Genomic DNA, 14933 nt, shown 5'->3' with positions numbered 1-14933 from the left:
TCCTAGGGAGCGGTGTCACGCCGATACCGTCGGCCGAGAATCGGCAGGAGGTGACCCTCCGCCATCACGCCTGATCGCCGCCGAGGCGGCGCAGGCGGGTCACCGCCTCGTCGATGACCTCGTCCCGCTTGCAGAAGGCGAACCGCAGGAAGTGACGACCCCGTGCGGGGTGGTCGTAGAAGACCTGGGTCGGGATGGCCACCACTCCCGCCAGCTCGGGCAGCCGCCGGGCCAGCTCCAGCCCGTCGTCGAAGCCGAGCGGCCGTATGTCGGTCTGCACGAAATAGGTGCCGGCCGGCCGGAGCACGTCGAAGCCGGCCTTCGCCAGGCCCGTCACGAGGCGGTCCCGCTTGGCCTGCAGGGCCGCCCGCTGGGCCGCGACCCACTCCATCTCCTCCCGCAGGGCGTACGCGACCGCGGCCTGCCAGGGGGCGTTCGCGGTGAAGGTGAGGAACTGCTTGACCGCCTGCACGGCGCCCGCGAGCGGCGCCGGAGCGCACACCCAGCCGGTCTTCCAGCCGGTCACGCTGAAGGTCTTGCCCGCTGAGGAGATCATGACCGTACGCTCGCGCATGCCGGGCAGCGTGGCGAGCGGAACGTGCTCGACGCCGTCGAAGGCGAGGTGCTCGTACACCTCGTCGGTCACCGCGATCAGGTCGTGCTCCAGGCAGACCCGGGCGACGCACTCCAGCTCCTCACGGGTGAACACGGTGCCGGTCGGGTTGTGCGGCGAGTTCACCAGGATCGCGCGGGTGCGGGGCGTGATCGCGGCCTCCAGCTCGGCCGGATCGAAGGTGAACCGCCCCGCGTCGACACGCAGCGTGACCGCCCTGCGCACGGCTCCCGCGAGCGCGACGGCCGCGGCGTAGGAGTCGTAGTAGGGCTCGAAGACGACCACCTCGTCGCCCGGTTCGCAGAGCGCGAGGATCGCCGCGGCGATGGCCTCGGTGGCGCCGACGGTGACGAGGACCTCCCCGTCGGGGTCGTAGGCGAGGCCGTACCACTGCTTGCGGTGCTCGGCGACCGCCTGCCTCAGCTCGGGGAGGCCCGGCCCGGGCGGGTACTGGTTGAGGCCGCTTCGCACGGCCTCGACCGCCCGCTCCAGCATGCGCTCCGGCCCGTCGGTGTCCGGGAAGCCCTGGCCCAGGTTGATCGAGCCCGTCTCCACGGCCAGCTTCGTCATCGTGGCGAACACGGTCGTGCCGAACTCCCGCATCCGCCGCACCAGCGGCTCGCTCACGCGGTCAACCCTATCCGGCGACACCTCCGGCTCATGAACTCCTCATCGAGCGCGAGCGCAAGCCGTTCCTTGGATTCGAGCCGCTCCGGACGCCGCGCGAAGCGCTCACGTATCTTGGCGATCAGGGCCGGCAGGGCCGTCCCTGCGGATTCGCCGGCACCGTGGCGACTTCGGTGGCGACGGCTGCTGCGCTGGTGAGAGTCGATGGGAGGGTCGCACGCACGAGCGGGCGCTGCGGGACGTGGCCGCCGACGGGTGGACCCGCCCGCGCCTCGATGCGCGCTGACGAAGGGACCGGCGGGTGAGCGTGGCGACAGGCAGGATCCGGCGGGTCGACGCGCTGCGCGGGTTCGCCGTGTGCGGGATCATGCTGGTCAACGCCTGGCAGCAGAGGCTGCGGCTGGGGCCGACCTCGCTGGACTGGGTGATGGAGAACCTGTTCCAGAGCCGCTTCTACCCGATGTTCGCGTTCCTGTTCGGGTTGTCCTTCGCGCTGTTCCTGCGCTCCGCACGGCTGCGCACGCGGCGCCCGCGCGTCGTCATGCTGCGGCGCCTGGCCGTGCTCGCGGCGCTGGGCGCGGCGCACATCCTGATCGACCCCGGCGAGGTGCTGCTGCCGTACGCGCTGCTGGGGGTGGTCGTCCTGCTGCCGGCGAGCTTCCTTCCCCGGGCGGCCGTGCTGCTGGTGGGCTGCGGCGTCCTGGTCGCCGCCGTGCTCGACCCCCATCCGTACGTGCTGATCACCGCGCTGTTCCTGCTCGGCCTGGCCGCCGCCCCCGAGGAGCGGGCGAGGGGGGCCGGGCGCCTCGGCGGGACGGACGGCCTGGGCAGCGGGCCGTTCCTCGGCGTCGTGTGCGGGACGGCGGCCCTGCTCGCGGCCGGGCTGACCTGGTGGTGGAACCACGCGCCGCCCGGTGGGGGGATCTATCAGGCGGCGGCGCTGTGCGGCGCGATGGCGTACGCGACGGCGTTCCTGCTGCTCGCCCGTCATGCGGCGGTGTTCGAGGCGCTGGGCCGGATGACGCTGACCAACTACGTGACGGGCACGACGGTGATCGTGGTGGCGATGCCGCTTCTGGAGGCCGACGGCACGGGAGCCGCCGTCGTGGTGCTCGCCGTCGTCACCGTCGCCGCGCAGGCGGTCTTCTGCAGGTGGTGGCTCGCCCGGCACCGGTACGGCCCGCTGGAGTGGGTGTGGCGCACGCTCACCTGGTGGGGCACCTCACGGGGCACCTGGTGGGGTGTGGCGGCGACCGGGCAGACTGTGATCCGTGACCCGCGTAGCGCTGTGCCAGATCCCCGTCGACCACGACCCGGAGACCAACCTCTCGACCGTGCGTGACGCCCTCGCACGGGCGCGGGGGGCGGACCTCGCTGTGTTCCCCGAGGCGACGCTCGCCCGGTTCGGCCCGGGGATCGTCGAGACCGCCCAGCCGCTGGACGGCCCGTTCGTCACCGGCCTGGCCGAGGCCGCGCGCGAGCACGGCACGGCCGTCATCGCCGGCGTCTTCGAGCCCGCCGCGGACGGCAGGGTCTGGAACACGGCCGTCGCCCTGCGGGAGGACGGGTCGCTCGCCGCGGCCTACCGGAAGATCCACCTGTTCGACTCCTTCGGCGCGAAGGAGTCGAAGCTGGTCGCGCCGGGGGACGCGCCGGCGGTCGTGGAGCTGGCCGGGCTCAGGATCGGCCTGATCACCTGCTACGACGTCCGCTTCCCCGAACTGGCCCGCGCGCTGGTCGACCAGGGCGCGGACACGTTCGCGGTGATCGCCGCCTGGGGCTCGGGGCCGCTGAAGGAGGACCACTGGACGACCCTCGTCAGGGCCAGGGCGATCGAGAACACCACCTGGACCATCGCGGTCGGTCAAGCGCCCAATCCCGCCATACCGGACGGGTTCGGTGTGGGCCGCAGCATGCTCGTCGATCCGATGGGCGTCGCCCGGCATGACCTGGGCACCGGCCCCGGCGTGCTGATCGCGGAGATCGACGCGGCGTGGACGGAGACCGCCCGCGCCACCCTCCCCTCGCTCGAACACCGCCGGCTCGGAGTCCACAGATCGTAAACTTGGCCCCATGAGCGAGCCGGGACACAGGACACGGATGCAGAAGGTGGTTCCGCCGCGGCTGCTCGTGCCATACCTGTCGGGCCGTCGCACGATCATCTCCGGCTACGTGTACCGCGTGCAGGACTGCGACCGCCTCACCACCCCCGCCGCGCTCGTCGAGGCCCTCGACCTGTGCTTCGACGGATCGGAGCTGACGCCGGACGTGCCCGAGCTGTACATCATGCGCTGGGACGCGCGGGACATCGACACCTACGTCGTCCCGTACGGCCCGCACATGGGCGGTGATTGGAGCGATGCACCGCCCTTCACCGGGAACGGCTTCACCGCCTCGCGCGAGCAGGTGGTGCCACAGTTCCACACGATGCCCATGCCGATCCCCGCGGGCGCGGAGATCGTCCACCTCACCGCGGCCGGTGAGCGTCCCTTCGCCGGGTACGACGGCCTGACCTGGCGGCCGGCGCGATGAGCGAGATCGAGCCGGCCGGCCTGGGATTCGTCGCCCGCTACCGCGACCGGGACTACGCCGCCGCGGTCGGGCCCGGCGGCGACGACGTGGTGCTGTTCAGCGAGACGCCGCAGGAGGGGTTCACCTCCGCGGGCGGCTACTGGCGGCTGCGGGTGAGCCGCTCCGCGCTGGAGCGGCTGACCCTGCTGCGCACGGTCGGGGCGTTCGGCGGCGAGCCGTGCCTCGTGCTGGACGAGGACGACGGTGGCGACGGCGGAGAGGGCGGCCTGCACATCGCCTACACCGGCCACAACGGCCTCAAGGCCGAGGCGCTCGGCTACTGGCTGGTGGACCACGGCGCCTACGAGGTGGTCGTGCCCCGCGACGAGGTCCACGCGATCCGGGTGGAGCGCGTGCCCGTGCCGCTCACTCCTGACCGGGCGGACGGTCACGAGAGCCCGTGAGGACCCGGGCGAGGCAGGGTTTTGAGTGAGGGTGAGGCGGCCGGTTCAGGAGCCGAGCGACCGATAGCGGGCGAAGCGGGCCGCCGTCCGCTCCCCCGCCGGGCGGTCCAGCAGGCCCGCGATCTCGTGTTCGAGCGTGCGGCCGACCCTGCGGCAGAACTCCTCCGGCTCGTACGCCGCGTCCGGCCGTTCCGGCACGATCCTGTCCACGATGCCGTCCCGCCGCAGGTCGGCGGCGCGTACGCCCTGTGCGGCGGCGATCTCCTGGGCGAAGTCGACGGTCCGGTACAGCAACGCCGACGCGCCCTCCGGCGGGAGCGGTGACAGCCAGGCGTGCTGCGCGCAGACGACCCGGTCGGCCGGGAGCAGGGCCAGCGCGGCGCCGCCCGCGCCCTCCCCCAGCAGCAGGCACACGGTCGGCGCGTCCAGCATGACGAGGTCGGCCAGACAGCGGGCGATCTCGGCGGCCAGGCCGCCCTCCTCGGCCGCCTTCGACAGCTCCGCCCCGCCGGTGTCCACGACCGTGACCAGCGGCAGGCGCAGTTCGCCGGCCAGGCGCATGCCGCGCCTGGCCACCCGCAGCCCGGCCGGGCCGAGCGTGCTGCCCGCCCGCTGCCGCCGCCGGTCCTGGCCGAGGACGACGGCGGGCGCGGCGCCGAATCTGGCCAGCGCCAGCAGGAGGCCGGGGTCACGCTCCCCCGTGCCGGTGCCGTGCAGCGGTGTCACGTCCCGCGCGCCGTATCTGAGCAGGTCGCGCACGCCGGGGCGGTCGTCACGGCGCGAGCGGGTGATGGCCTCCCACGCCGGTGCCGGTTCGGCCGCCTCCTCGGGTTCCTGGCCGGGCTTCAGACCCGCGCGCGGGGCGCAGAGCACGGCCAGCGCCTGGATGGCGATCTCCCGCGCGTCCTCGGCCGAGACCACGGCGTCGACCAGCCCATGGGCGTAGAGGTTCTCCGCGACCTGGACTCCCTGGGGGAACGGGTAGCCGTGCAGCGCCTCGAACACCCGAGGCCCGAGGAAGCCGATGAGCGCGCCCGGCTCAGCGGCCGTCACATGCCCGAGCGAGCCCCATGACGCGAACACCCCGCCCGTCGTGGGATGGCGCAGATAGACGACGTACGGCAGGCCGGCGGCGCGGTGGGCGGCGACCGCCGCGGTGATCTTCACCATCTGGGTGAAGGCCAGCGCGCCCTCCTGCATGCGGGTGCCGCCGCTGGCGGGGGCGGCGAGCAGCGGCAGGCGCTCGGCGGTGGCCCGTTCGACGGCCCGGACGAGCCGCTCGGCCGCCGCCACCCCGATCGAGCCGGCCAGGAAGGAGAACTCGCAGGCGACGACGACCACCCGGCGTCCGTCGAGCGTGCCCTCACCGGTGACGACCGACTCGTCGTACCCCGTCCTGGCCCGGACGCGGGCGAGTTCGGCGGCGTACTCCGACCCGGGCGCGGCCCGGTCCCGCGGAGGCTCGTCCCACGACTTCCACGAGTGCGCGTCGAGCACCCGCGCGATCAGCGTCCGCGCGTCCGGCCTGCCCGCGTCGCCTTCGTTCACGGCGAGCGCCGCTCCCGTTCGGCCAGCCAGTCGAGCACGGCGTCGTTGTCCTGGCCCAGGCCGGGAGGCGCGGCATGCCCGTCATCCGAGGCCCGGCCGTCGAACCGCAGCGGCGGGCCGGGCAGCTCGATCGGGCCGAGCACGGGATGGTCGACGGTGACGAGCAGGCCCTGTGACCGCACCTGGTCCCAGGCGTACACCTCGTCGATCGACCGGATCGCGCCCGCGGGCACGCCGATCTCCCCCAGCGCCGCGAGCCAGTGCTCGCGATCGTGCGCCGCCAGCGCCTTCTCCATCTCGGCGATCAGCTCTTCCCGATGGGCGAACCTATCCCTGTTCGTCGCATATTTCGGCATTCCGGGATCGATGTCCAGTAGCTGGGCGACCTTGCGCCACTGCCCGTCGTTGGCCACCGCGATCTGGATCATGCCGTCGGCGCAGCGGAAGGCGCCGTACGGGGCGATGGAGGCGTGGTGGTTGCCGCCCGCCTTCGGCACCGCGCCGCCGACGGTCCAGGCGGTGCCGTGGTAGGAGTGCACACCCACGACCGACGCCAGCAGGGACGTCCTGACGACCGTCCCGCGACCGGTGCGCTCGCGCTCGTACAGCGCCGCGACCACGCCGTACGCGCCGTGGATGCCCGCGAGCAGGTCGGCGATCGAGGCTCCGACCCGGTAGGGCTCGTCGGGCGAAGGACCGGTCAGCGACATCAGCCCGGCCTCCCCCTGGGCGATCTGGTCGTAGCCCGGCCGGCCGCCCTCGGGACCGTCGTGGCCGAATCCGGTGATGGACAGGATCACCAGCCGGGGATTGAGCCCGTGCAGGCGCTCGGCGGAGAACCCGAGGCGGTCGAGCACGCCGGTGCGGAAGTTCTCCACCAGCACGTCGCTCTGCCGTACGAGCCGCTCGATCAGGTCGCGGCCCTCCTCGGACTTCATGTCCACCGTGAGCGACCGCTTGTTGCGGTTGGCCGCGAGGAAGTACGTGGATATGTCGTGATCCGGGCCTACGAAGGGCGGGCCCCATCCGCGTGACTCGTCACCCGACGGGTGCTCCACCTTGATCACGTGGGCGCCCAGGTCGCCAAGCATCTGCGCGCAGTGCGGCCCGGCGAGGGCCCGGGACAGATCGAGGACGACGATGCCGCTGAGAGGTCCCTGCACGGCCAGCCTCCACGGGGGTCGCTGAGGAGAACGTCCTTCGGTCTCCACCGGAAAGCCTGCCAGGTCACCCCGCCGGCGCGACAGCCCGGTCCGTACTCCCGGTACGGCCCGGCGCCCCGGGCCGCCACCCTACCCCGGGCTGCGTCAGCGATGCGTGCGATGGCCGCGCCACTGGTCCATCAGCCGGCGCAGCCGCTGCTGGTTCTGCGGATCACGCGCCGCGGTCTTGGCCTTCTCGACGTTCTCCCGGCCCTTGGGGCTCTGCAGGTAGTCCCTGATGCGCTGGACGATAGATGCCATTTATAACTCACCATCCCGTTTGTGCCGTTACTGGACGGCTACCCACGGACACCGCCGCCAATCACCGGTGCCGGGGCGCGCGGGGCGGTACGGTGAAGACCGGGACGACGTGCGGTGTCGGTACGCGACCTGGGGGCGAGACGTGGGATCGGATGCACCGGGCACGGGACCGTTGTCTCCGGACTTCAGTGGCATGTCCCCCGGGCCCATGGATCGTTTCGTCAAGGAACTGGAGCACGCCCGCGGGGTCATCGGGGAACGCGCCGAGGCCGTCCGGCGGGTGTTCGCCGCGAGGGGACTGCCCGCCGCGTCCCTGAGCCCCGTCGGCGAGGTCGAACGGTGGATCGACGAACGGCTGCCCGATCTGCGCCGCCGCCACCGGATGGCCGTGAGCCTCTCCCACGCGCCCAGTTGGTCGCCGGGCTCGCTGGTGCCGTACGACGAGAAGAACCTCCTCGGGTCGGCCGAGGCCCGGCGACTGGGCGGCGCACTCGCCGCGGCGTACAAGGACGTCGATCCGGACGCCCCGTTCGACTTCCACCTCGTGGACAAGTACCGCAAGCTCGTCGAGGACCTGGCCGCGCACGCCGACGACTCCGAGTTCGCCGCCGCCTTCTTCGCCGGCATCGGCGTACGCCGGACCGTCGAACTGCCCCGGCGGCTGCGCCAGGTGCTGCAGGAGAACGTGGACGAGGCCGCGCGGACCGCGAGCCGGGCTTTCGGCTCGGCGGTGAGCGGAGGGTCCGCGGTCCCCGGCTTCGCGGCCGTCGCCGCCGCCGTGCGCACCAGGGCGGACGACGAGGAGGACCGCAGGGACATCGGCGACCTGCTGTCGGCGGGGCGACTGCCCACCGAGTGGCTGGCCGAGGTGGTGGCCGCACAGGTGTTCCTCCCCGGGGAGACGACACGCGGCGAGACGCTGACGCCATACCTCGAGGCGCTGGCCGCCGATCCCGCGGCGGCGCGGCTCGCGATCGCGCTGGCGACCAGGAACAACCCGCTGCCGAGGGACGCCGCCGCCCGCCTGCTCACGCGCCCGGGTCTCGGCTCGCGTGACCGGCGGCCCGACCTGGTGACGTTCCTGCGGGACCTGAACGACCGCGCGGCCGTGGACGCCACGTCCGCCGACGCGTTCGGGCGGATGCTCGCCGCCGCGTCCGGCGCGTACGACGAGAAGGACGGAGCCCACAGCGACGTCGCGGCGCGGTTCGCCTTCGCCGTCGTCACCGGGACCTCGGCGTTCCGCTTCGCCCCGCCCACGCGCGTCCACCTCGCCGAGATCGCGGGCGCGTACGCCACCGAGATGACCGAGGGCGCGAACCTCGGCGACTCCAACCAGCTGCTGCCCAGCGCCTTCGGCCCGGTCGAGTCGCGCGTGCCGGGACTGTCGCCGGCGTTCCGGCTGAGCCCGGAGGACACCTACCGGTTCCTGCTCACCTTCGCCGGCGGCGAGTCCGACCGCAGGCCCTTCGATCAGGGCATGGGGGACCTCGCCAAGCGCCTCGTCGGCGTGAACGTGCCGCCGATGCTCAAGGCCGCAGACCCCTCTCGCCTGGATGACCTCTTCGCCGCGCTGGGCAACGTCCGCGGCTTCGAACTCGCCGCCGCGGAAAAACACCTCAAGGCTCTTGACGACGTCGCGGAACGCAACGACATCGCGGACGACATGGCCTGGGACGTCAGCCAGTTGGTGCTCGGCAAGGCCCTGCCGCAGGGGGAACTGTTGTGGCTGATGCTCGACCAGGGCCGTGGCCTGCTGAACAACATCAGCCCCGGTGAGGAGACGAACGTCGAGCGACTGCGCGACAGCGACGACGCCGAAACCCTGGGCCGGCAGCACACCGTGGCCGGGCTTCTCCTCGGCGCCGGGTTCCCCGCGGCCGTATCGCCCAAGGACTACCAGGCCACCTGCCCGCCCGGTGTCGCCATCGCCGACGGCGAGGGCAACCTCCGCCCCTTCCCGGCCATAGCTCAGTCAGGCAACCAGGGCCTGCGAGCCCTCGACCAATGGTTCATCGCCAACGGCCTCGGCGGCGACGAACAACTTTCACTGGGACAGTCGTCACAACGCTGGGCCGACCGATTCGACGGCAATAAACAACGCGCGCAGGCGCGTGCAGAGCTACTCGGCGGCTAGGAAATCAAGAGGCATTCGGTCTCCCCCTGCACCTGATATCGGCCCTTCTCTCTGGAGCTCAGCCGGAGGATGGTGCGCGTTGATCGGTTGACGACTTCCACCGGAGTTTTCGCGTCAGATGCTCCAGATATCCGATAGGCACCCACACGCTTTAGCGCGCCGAGCAGCATGTCGTTGAGCGCGTCGGGTTCGGTTCCTGGCCAAAGGTCTTCTCCAGTGGCGGCGAAGGTTTGTTTGGCTTTGCCGTCGCCGCAGGGGATGTTCTTGCCGCCGGGGTCGGTGACGGTCACGTTCCGGGCGTTGCGCTCCTCCAGAAGTTGAAGGACGTGTTTTTTTAGGGTTTGGCCTGCTTGTGCTGCTGTGGGGGAATCTTCTGATGTGCAGGCGGTTGAGGTGAGAAGCGCCAACAGGAGCGCGGCAGCGATGGGGCGTAGCCGTACGGAAAAGGGCGCGCCGGGCATCGAGTCCGCCTCCGTGTCTCGCCGGAACCATATCCGGCCACATAATCTCAGGGAGTAGCACGCTACGACCACCTGTCTTTTCTGCCGCTGTAAACGGGAGCCCGAAACGTGCCCACGGACGACGACCTGGTGCCGAATCCGAAGTACGACGACCTGCGGGCCGCGCTCGAGACGGTTCGGGAGCACGTTCACGTCCTGGAGACGGCCCTGGACCGGGCCTGCGCCCAGTTCGGCGGTGAACCGGTGTGGGTGGGCCCGGCGGCTCGCGCCTTCGCCGAAGAGCTCAACGGCCGCCGGGCACGGATGAGGAGCGCCGTTCAGCACGTGATCGCCGAACTCGAGGCGGAGCTGCGCACCACACCCGCCAAGGTCTCCCGTTCCGCCGCGATGAGCGGCTGAGGCCGGCGGCACGTCAGACGGTGTCCACCTCCGCATGCGGGAGGCCGCCGGAGAGTTTGGGGTACCCCGGGCCGCGGTCGAAGAAGGCGGCGGGACGCGTCTCGCGCAGCCGCTCCCGCAGGCGCTCGGTCGCCTCCACGTCCATGACGACCTCGTCGACGGCTCCGGCCTCGTGTGAGACGGACAGCACGACGCCGTAGTCCTCGCGCGCGCCCTCGGGCGACACCTTCCCGTCGCGGACGTCGGCGGCCACCCTCTCCGCCGGCCGGTCGTAGGGCGAGCCCCAGCCGCCTCCGCCGGTCGTGCGGATGCGGATGACCTGCCCGGCGCGTACGGGGAAGTCGTCGACCAGGCCCTCCATCTCCACGCCGTCCACCGTGACCTGGAAGGGACGGCCCGCCCGGCCGCCGTTGACGCCCCAGCACGACAGGATCGAGCGGTCGGCGATCGACATGAAGGAGGCGTCCCGCAGCATGCGGATGTGCTTGTCGTAGCCGAGGCCGCCGCGGAACTCCCCCGGCCCGCCGCTGTCCACGGCCAGGCCCAGCCGCTCGACCCGGAACGGCCAGCGTGCCTCGGCGAACTCCACCGGGATGTTGCGGCTGTCGGGCACCACGTGGATGGTGTCCTCCCCGTCGGCGTACCAGCGCCCGCCCGAGCCGCCGCCGAGCACCTCGCGCATGAGGTAGGGCCCGTCGTCCGACTCGCCGTACACGCCGGTGTAGCGGATGGTCTCCTGGTCGGCGGGCATGCGGCCGCCGGTCGCCTTGGCGAGCACGCCCGCCAGCACGCCGAGCAGGCGCAGGATCACGAACGTACGGGCGTTGGTGGGCGCGGGGAAGATCGGCGTCAGCAGGGTGCCCTTCTCCGGGAAGACCATCCTGATCAGCGGCACGACGCCCTCGTTGACGTCGAGCTCGGCCATCCGCTCGGGCGTGTCGGCGAGGTTGCGCAGGATCGGCGCCAGCCACTTCTTCAGGAAGACGCCGTCGGCGTAGTCGCCGGCGTGGTTGATCGGTCCCTTGGCCTGAGGCGAGGTGCCGGTGAAGTCGATGGTCAGCGGGGTGTCCGCCGCGTGGTCGACGGTGAGAGTGATCCGCTGGGTGTGCAGGCGCGGCTCGTCCACGCCGTCGTGCTCGGCGTAGTCCTCCCAGATGTGCACACCTTCAGGGATCTTCGCGAGCAGTTCGCGGCGGAACGTCTCGGTCGTCTTGTCGATGATCGCGTCGAAGCACGCCTCGACCGCCTCCCGGCCGTACCGGTCGAACAGCTCGCCGAGCCGCCGGGCGCCCATGAGGCAGGCCGAGCACTCCGCGTCGAGGTCCCCCGCCAGCGAATCGGGCATCCGGGAGTTGCGCGTCATGATGGTGAGCGCGGCGCGGTTGGGCACGCCCTGGTCCCAGAGCTTGATGGGCGGGACCATCAGGCCCTCCTCGAACGCGCTGCGCGCGTGCGACGGCATCGATCCCGGCACCGCGCCGCCGATGTCGTCGTGGTGGCCGAACGCCTGGACGAACGCGACGACGTCGCCCCCGTGGAAGACCGGCACCGTCACGCACAGGTCGGGCAGGTGGCCGATGCCGCCCTCCGAGAGGTAGACGTCGTTGTGGAAGAAGACGTCGCCGGGCCGCATGGTGCCGATCGGGAAGTCGCGGACGATCGGCTGCACCAGCGCCGAATAGGAGCGCCCGGTCAGCTTGCGCAGCCGCGCGTCGTGGATGCCCGCGCGGAAGTCGTGGGCGTCGCGGATCATCGGCGAGCGGGCGGTGCGGGCGATCGCGGTCTCCACCTCCATCTCCACGGAGGCGAGCGTGCCCTCCACGATCTCCACGAGCACGGGGTCGACGTTCCTATCGGTCATCGCTCACCACCACGAGGTTGCCGTAGTCGTCCATGGTCGCCGTGAAGCCGGGGTGCACCGGCAGGGTCGAGCCGTACTCCTCGATCACGGCCGGGCCGCGCACCGCGGCTCCCGCGCCGAGGTCGGCCCGGCGGTAGATCACGGTGCGGCCCCACTGGTCGTAGTACACGTCGCGGGTCGCGACCGGGCTCGGCTCGTCCTCCTGACGGGGCCTGCGCGCGATCTTGGGCCGGTTGATCGGGCCGATGCCGGACACCCGGAGGTTGACCCATTCGACGGCGTGGCGGGGGTCGTCGCGGTAGCCGTACCCGTAGAGCCTCTCGTGCTCGGCGTGGAACCGCTCGGCGATCACGGCGAGCCACGCCTCGTCCACCGGGCCGTCGGGGGCCGGCACCCGCACCTCGTACGCCTGGCCGTAGTAACGCAGGTCGGCGCTGCGCGCGTACACGTGCTCGGCGAACCCCTCGCGGTCGAGCGCGGCCGCCGCCTGGGCCTCCAGGTCGGCGAGGATCTCGCCGAGCGCATCCGGGGAGGGGTCGCGGGCGACGTGCGTGCGCACGTAGTCGTTCTTCACGTCGACCGTGAGCAGGCCGAACGCGGACACGTTCCCGGGGTCGGGCGGGACGATCGCGGCCCGCAGCCCGAGGATGTCGATGAGGCGGCAGGCCAGCAGCGGCCCGGAGCCGCCGAAGGCGACCATCGGGAAGTCCCGCACGTCGAGGCCGCGCTGGACCGTGATCTGCCTGATCGCGTTCGACTGGTTGAACGCGCTGATCTCCAGGATCCCGGTGGCGCAGCGTTCCGGGGTCAGCCCCAGACGGCCCGCCAGCGCCTCGACGCCCGCCCGAGCGGCGGCGACGTCGAGGGAGATCTCGCCGCCGAGCAGATGCGGAGGCACCCGCCCAAGGAAGACGTGCGCGTCGGTCACCGTCACCTCGGTGCCGCCCCTGCCGTAGCAGATCGGCCCGGGGTCCGCGCCCGCCGACCTCGGGCCGACCTTCAGCGTCCCCTCGGGGGAGATCCAGGCGATGGATCCGCCGCCCGCCCCGACCGTGACGATGTCGATCATCGGGATCTTGCACGGGTAGCGGCCGATGCTGCCTTCGGTCGTCAGCGACGGCTCTCCGTCCACCACGACGGCCACGTCGGTCGAGGTGCCGCCGCCGTCGAGGGTGATGGCGCTCGGGTGCCCGGCGGTCCTCGCGATCAGCGCCGCGCCGAGCGCCCCCGCGGCCGGGCCGGACAGCACGGTCGTGATCGGCTGGTGCACCACCTCGGCCGCCGACAGCACGCCGCCGTTGCTCTTCATGACGGAGAACGGCCGGCCGAGCCGCTCCGACAGGTTCTCGATGTATCGCCGCATGATCGGCTTGACCGCCGCGTCCACCAGCGTGGTCACCGACCGCTCGTACTCCCGGTACTCCCGCAGCACGTCGCTCGACAGCGACACGACCGCCTCGGGGTGCTCGCGCTCCAGCACCTCGCGCATCCGCCGTTCGTGCCCGGGGTCGGCGTAGGAGTGCAGGAAGCACACCCCGATCGCGGTGACGCCCCGCTCCCTGAACCACCGCGCGACGTCCGCGGCCTGCTCCTCGTCGAACGGCCGGACCTCACGGCCGAGGTGGTCGAGCCGTCCCCCGACGGTGCGCACCCGGTGGACGGGCACGATCCGCGGCGGCTTGACCCAGAAGTAGGAGTTGCCGTACCCGTCCGGCACGCTCTGCCGGGCGATCTCCAGGACGGACTCGAAGCCCTCCGTGGTGACGAAGCCCAGGTGAGACGTGCCGTCCGGGCGGTCCTCCAGCAACTGGTTGGTGGCGACGGTGGTGCCGTGGACGAGGGCGGACACGGCATCGAGGGCGCGGGACCCCGCGTGGGCCTCGAGCACCTTGTGAACGCCTGCCATGAACCCGTCGGCCGGGTTGGCAGGAGTCGAGGGAGTCTTGGTCGTGACGATCTGGCCGGACTCCTCGTCGACGAGCACGACGTCGGTGAAGGTGCCGCCTGTGTCGACCCCGATGCGGACGCTGGACATGCTCCGTGTCTACCGATCGCCGCCGATCGGAAGAACCGGCGCACTCTGCCGAAGAATCGCCGTCCTGTCGTCAGACCCTGCCCGGACGGGTGACTCACACCGCGCAGGTGCCGTCGTCGCAGTCCTCGCCGGCCAGCACGCGTACGGCCCTCTCCTCGGCCGTACGCGCCTCGACCTCCCGCAGGGCGGCCACGAGCGTCTCGACGGGCTGCGCGCCCGAGACGGCGAACTTCTCCTCGAACAGGAACAGCGGGACGGCGCGGACGCCGAGCGCACGGGCGCGGGCCAGCTCCGCGCGCACCTCGTCCGCCCCCTCGCCCCTGTCTTCGACTCCCGCCTCGGCGGCCAGGGCGGCCAGCGTGGCGGGGTCGCCGACGTCGAGGCCGTCGGTGAAGTGCGCCCGGAAGAGCCTGTCGGCCATGTCCGCGTCGCGCCCCGCGCGGCCGGCCAGCCGGATCAGCCGGTGCGCCTCGAACGTGTTGGCGGCGACCGCCCGGTCGAAATGGAGCTCCAGCCCGTCCTGCGCCGCCACGCCCGTGACGTGGCCGGTCATCTGCGCCACCCGGGCGGCGCCGCCGAACTTGCGCTCCAGCGCGCGCAGCAGCGGCTCACCGCCGGAGACTCCGTCCGGGTCGAGCTGGAACGGACGATGGGCGACCTCGACGTCCCCCTCGTAGAGGCGCACGGCCTCCCGGAGACGGTGGTGACCGATGTAGCACCAGGGACACACGACATCGGAGAAGATCTCGACTTTCACGACATGTCCCAACCAGCGCCTCCGGCGGCCGATTCCCCGCCGGCGGCGTTTCCCGGG

Annotated in this window: 14 protein-coding genes; 6 read left to right on the top strand and 8 right to left on the bottom strand. The window is 72.1% G+C overall.

Annotated elements, in window-relative coordinates; all coding sequences use genetic code 11:
• Nucleotides 1-64: 64 nt before the first annotated feature.
• Entirely contained in the window at nucleotides 65-1240 is a 1176-nt protein-coding gene (locus FH610_RS13885) for a pyridoxal phosphate-dependent aminotransferase (RefSeq protein WP_139574776.1), read from the bottom strand.
• Nucleotides 1241-1541: 301 nt separating this feature from the next.
• On the opposite strand from FH610_RS13885, the gene FH610_RS13880 reads away from it, so the two are divergent.
• The 4 genes from FH610_RS13880 to FH610_RS13865 are packed head-to-tail and all read left to right on the top strand — an operon-like array spanning nucleotide 1542 to nucleotide 4215.
• A complete protein-coding gene (locus tag FH610_RS13880; RefSeq protein ID WP_139574774.1) occupies nucleotides 1542-2582 on the top strand; it encodes a DUF418 domain-containing protein in 1041 nt (346 codons plus the stop codon).
• Nucleotides 2512-3303, top strand: coding sequence for a carbon-nitrogen hydrolase family protein (locus tag FH610_RS13875; protein ID WP_139574772.1), 792 nt, complete (start codon nucleotides 2512-2514; stop codon nucleotides 3301-3303). Before FH610_RS13880 ends, FH610_RS13875 begins: the two co-directional genes overlap by 71 nt.
• 10 nt (nucleotides 3304-3313) lie before the next feature.
• The gene (locus FH610_RS13870; protein ID WP_240808955.1) at nucleotides 3314-3772 is read left to right on the top strand and encodes a hypothetical protein; all 459 of its coding nucleotides are present in this window, start codon (nucleotides 3314-3316) and stop codon (nucleotides 3770-3772) included.
• Entirely contained in the window at nucleotides 3769-4215 is a 447-nt protein-coding gene (locus FH610_RS13865; protein WP_139574770.1) for a hypothetical protein, read from the top strand. The genes FH610_RS13870 and FH610_RS13865 overlap by 4 nt, the downstream gene beginning before the upstream one ends.
• A gap of 45 nt (nucleotides 4216-4260) precedes the next feature.
• Here FH610_RS13865 and FH610_RS13860 read toward each other — a convergent pair whose 3' ends face one another.
• The 3 genes from FH610_RS13860 to FH610_RS42855 all read right to left on the bottom strand — a co-directional run bounded on the left by FH610_RS13860 (nucleotide 4261) and on the right by FH610_RS42855 (nucleotide 7226).
• Nucleotides 4261-5763 (bottom strand): carboxyl transferase domain-containing protein, encoded by a 1503-nt coding sequence (locus FH610_RS13860; protein WP_139574768.1) that lies wholly within the window; start codon nucleotides 5761-5763, stop codon nucleotides 4261-4263.
• Entirely contained in the window at nucleotides 5760-6926 is a 1167-nt protein-coding gene (locus FH610_RS13855; RefSeq protein ID WP_139574766.1) for a CaiB/BaiF CoA transferase family protein, read from the bottom strand. The genes FH610_RS13860 and FH610_RS13855 overlap by 4 nt, the downstream gene beginning before the upstream one ends.
• A gap of 144 nt (nucleotides 6927-7070) precedes the next feature.
• Entirely contained in the window at nucleotides 7071-7226 is a 156-nt protein-coding gene (locus FH610_RS42855) for a hypothetical protein (RefSeq protein ID WP_161628001.1), read from the bottom strand.
• A 208-nt stretch (nucleotides 7227-7434) separates the two neighbouring features.
• Here FH610_RS42855 and FH610_RS13850 point away from each other — a divergent pair, with 208 nt between their 5' ends.
• The gene (locus tag FH610_RS13850; protein ID WP_139574764.1) at nucleotides 7435-9363 is read left to right on the top strand and encodes a hypothetical protein; all 1929 of its coding nucleotides are present in this window, start codon (nucleotides 7435-7437) and stop codon (nucleotides 9361-9363) included.
• Here FH610_RS13850 and FH610_RS13845 read toward each other — a convergent pair.
• Nucleotides 9360-9824, bottom strand: a complete 465-nt coding sequence (locus FH610_RS13845; protein WP_139574763.1) for a hypothetical protein — start codon at nucleotides 9822-9824, stop codon at nucleotides 9360-9362. The two genes, FH610_RS13850 and FH610_RS13845, sit on opposite strands and share 4 nt — an antisense overlap.
• Nucleotides 9825-9932: 108 nt before the next feature.
• On the opposite strand from FH610_RS13845, the gene FH610_RS13840 reads away from it, so the two are divergent.
• A complete protein-coding gene (locus FH610_RS13840) occupies nucleotides 9933-10223 on the top strand; it encodes a hypothetical protein (RefSeq protein WP_139574761.1) in 291 nt (96 codons plus the stop codon).
• Between the two features lie 13 nt (nucleotides 10224-10236).
• Here the strand turns inward: FH610_RS13840 and FH610_RS13835 are convergent, their stop codons facing one another.
• The 3 genes from FH610_RS13835 to FH610_RS13825 form a co-directional block, all read right to left on the bottom strand.
• On the bottom strand, nucleotides 10237-12084 hold the full coding sequence (locus FH610_RS13835) for a hydantoinase B/oxoprolinase family protein (RefSeq protein WP_139574759.1): 1848 nt from the start codon (nucleotides 12082-12084) through the stop codon (nucleotides 10237-10239).
• Complete coding sequence (locus FH610_RS13830; protein WP_139574757.1) at nucleotides 12074-14119, bottom strand: hydantoinase/oxoprolinase family protein; 2046 nt, start codon at nucleotides 14117-14119, stop codon at nucleotides 12074-12076. The genes FH610_RS13835 and FH610_RS13830 overlap by 11 nt, the downstream gene beginning before the upstream one ends.
• Before the next feature lie 94 nt (nucleotides 14120-14213).
• Nucleotides 14214-14876: a DsbA family oxidoreductase gene (locus tag FH610_RS13825; protein WP_139574755.1), complete on the bottom strand. Its 663-nt coding sequence runs from the start codon at nucleotides 14874-14876 to the stop codon at nucleotides 14214-14216.
• Nucleotides 14877-14933 lie beyond the last annotated feature (57 nt).

The sequence above is a fragment of the Microbispora catharanthi genome, from assembly GCF_006334915.2.
Lineage (GTDB): Bacteria > Actinomycetota > Actinomycetes > Streptosporangiales > Streptosporangiaceae > Microbispora > Microbispora catharanthi.
Note: the sequence above shows the minus strand (reverse complement) of the source record. Positions and strands in the feature narration are given on the sequence as shown.

Coding starts and splice junctions, on each gene's coding strand:
- FH610_RS13870 (WP_240808955.1), top strand. CDS start 3,314: ATGAGCGAGCCGGGACACAGGACACGGATGCAGAAGGTGGTTCCGCCG.
- FH610_RS13865 (WP_139574770.1), top strand. CDS start 3,769: ATGAGCGAGATCGAGCCGGCCGGCCTGGGATTCGTCGCCCGCTACCGC.
- FH610_RS42855 (WP_161628001.1), bottom strand. CDS start 7,226: ATGGCATCTATCGTCCAGCGCATCAGGGACTACCTGCAGAGCCCCAAG.
- FH610_RS13850 (WP_139574764.1), top strand. CDS start 7,435: ATGGATCGTTTCGTCAAGGAACTGGAGCACGCCCGCGGGGTCATCGGG.
- FH610_RS13845 (WP_139574763.1), bottom strand. CDS start 9,824: ATGCCCGGCGCGCCCTTTTCCGTACGGCTACGCCCCATCGCTGCCGCG.
- FH610_RS13835 (WP_139574759.1), bottom strand. CDS start 12,084: ATGACCGATAGGAACGTCGACCCCGTGCTCGTGGAGATCGTGGAGGGC.
- FH610_RS13830 (WP_139574757.1), bottom strand. CDS start 14,119: ATGTCCAGCGTCCGCATCGGGGTCGACACAGGCGGCACCTTCACCGAC.